General features: G+C 43.1%; 2 protein-coding genes and 2 pseudogenes. All 4 read left to right on the top strand.

Features of this window, described 5'->3' with window-relative positions; all coding sequences use genetic code 11:
• Positions 1-98, top strand: a pseudogene (locus tag Xsto_RS20565) (IS982 family transposase); the annotation flags it as partial.
• Positions 99-350: 252 nt separating this feature from the next.
• On the top strand, positions 351-1,088 hold the full coding sequence (locus tag Xsto_RS20560; protein WP_099126297.1) for a Thoeris anti-defense Tad2 family protein: 738 nt from the start codon (positions 351-353) through the stop codon (positions 1,086-1,088).
• Positions 1,089-1,266: 178 nt separating this feature from the next.
• The gene (locus tag Xsto_RS20555) at positions 1,267-1,596 is read left to right on the top strand and encodes a phage holin, lambda family (protein ID WP_169926698.1); all 330 of its coding nucleotides are present in this window, start codon (positions 1,267-1,269) and stop codon (positions 1,594-1,596) included.
• A pseudogene (locus Xsto_RS20550) lies at positions 1,593-1,775 on the top strand (lysozyme); the annotation flags it as partial. The gene Xsto_RS20555 and the pseudogene Xsto_RS20550, both read left to right, overlap by 4 nt.
• Positions 1,776-1,956 lie beyond the last annotated feature (181 nt).

The raw sequence follows: 1,956 nt of genomic DNA, 5'->3' as shown, positions 1-1,956 counted from the left end.
TAACGATTTTAACGGGATTGATTGCTTACTGCCTTAAAGAGAAAAAGCCATCACTGAAAATTTTCTACTCAGAAGAAGATATTTCAGCAATAGCTTAAGTGGAATTGGGGTTAGTTACTATCTGAATAATGGCTGGCACGGCATGCATCAGCACCAAACTTCAAATATACACCTCACTGAATCACGCACTCGACTAACAGATAAACTTTATAATGCGCCACCCTATTTTAAGGCGTATTGATTCTGTTACAGGCTATTCAATTGAGATAAGAACCCGACCTCAGTAATATTAACGAGCTAGTTAGCAGTAGGATGAAATGACCTTTAACGAATAATAAAGTGAGGTGTTTATGTCTGATGTTAATAAGCTGGATAGCACACCATGTTCGTTTGATCCTGACCAATATAAGAAGAAGATTGATATTGAAGTGGATGATGTAGCACCTGCTGGTTCTTTTCCATGGGCAATTATTCAAGTGTATTTGAAGAAGTTAGTAAGACGCAGTAGCTGGAATTCAAATCTATACCTTATCCCTGAATACGATAACTCCGGCAATCTTACCTATATTCAGCAATCAGATGCAGATGGAAATCCTTCAACTTGGGTACCTGAACCGAAAGATATGCTAGCCTGTGATTGGGAGTTAGTGAAGATAAAACCAAAGCCAGTTGAATGCATGCTGTCTTTTGAGCTTGAGGTAGGGACTAGCCAATATGATAACGGCGACGTTCAGGATTGGGGATATTTGCTTAAAGGTGGGAGCCTTGGTGCAGGTGAATATCCTTTTGGCACTCTAACGAATCTTCACAACACTATAGGTATTGGAAGCATCTTAGAATTTATATTGTCTGAATCTCCCATTGGTACTTTTGATTTTATACAATTACAAGTTGACACTCAAAACCAGTCAGGCCTAGAGAATAAAGCTCTTGAAGTAGTGGTTAATGGCTCAACTTATAATCTGGTTGCCTCCAAAAATTCTCTTACAACTGATTTTTTGTATTACTCTGATGGTGCAAAACAACTAGGCGACCTACTAAAACAAAACGTAGGTAAGACCTTATCTTTTTGCCTCAACTGGAAATAAATCTACATCCTGAATTCAAGGCTGCTGAAAGCGGCCTTTTCTATTTATGCCACCGCAATCACTCCCATAACTTCAGTATCTCCTATTGCGGCTGGCAACCTATTCACTACAACTCACAGGGGCGACCACAGACTCACCCCACGGACGCCCATTGTTCTGATGGGGTGGAAATATGCGTATGACTGAAAAAGACACGGAGTTCTGGGCGCATGTCTGGGACTGGTTAATTATCAATGCTCCTTTTTTGGGTGGCATGTTTTTGGCGGCATCGACAGCATTCGCCCGGGAGAAAAGGGATGGCTCAGGCTGGAAAGCCTCATTAGTCGAAGCCTTTATCTGTGCGGCAATCAGTGTCGGGATTATTAACGCGCTGGAGTATGCACAACTACCGCTGAGTCTGGCTCAGTTCTTCGGTGTCCTGATTGGATTTTTGGGGACGAAGAAGATTGGGTCAATTCTTGATGCGGTCTTTACCTTCTTCAAAAACAAGTTCGGGGTACACAGATGAAAATCAGCGAGAGCGGATTGAGCTTCATCAAACAGTATGAAGGCTTGAAACTGAAAGCCTATCCCGATCCGGCGACGGGTGGCATCCCGTGGACAATTGGTTACGGTCATACAAAAGACGTCAAGCCGGGGCAAGTTATCACCGAACAGCAGGCCGAAGCATTCCTGCATGATGACCTGAAGCCTATTTAACCTGAATTCTGGATAAGAAATTGACGAGAGGCCTGTTCCAGGAGCAAAGTTTTGGTGAAAGCCTAAAACGACTCCGGGGAGGAACAGGCCATGGACAAGTTAGTTGAAATTTTCTGCGATGTCGACGACTTTTGTCGTCTTTTCATCCCCCAGTGGGCGCAGTTTTGTC

It is taken from the genome of Xenorhabdus stockiae, from assembly GCF_002632825.1.
GTDB classification, from domain to species: domain Bacteria; phylum Pseudomonadota; class Gammaproteobacteria; order Enterobacterales; family Enterobacteriaceae; genus Xenorhabdus; species Xenorhabdus stockiae.
This window is presented reverse-complemented; position numbering and strand designations above follow the sequence as displayed.

Coding starts and splice junctions, on each gene's coding strand:
- Xsto_RS20560 (WP_099126297.1), top strand. CDS start 351: ATGTCTGATGTTAATAAGCTGGATAGCACACCATGTTCGTTTGATCCT.
- Xsto_RS20555 (WP_169926698.1), top strand. CDS start 1,267: ATGACTGAAAAAGACACGGAGTTCTGGGCGCATGTCTGGGACTGGTTA.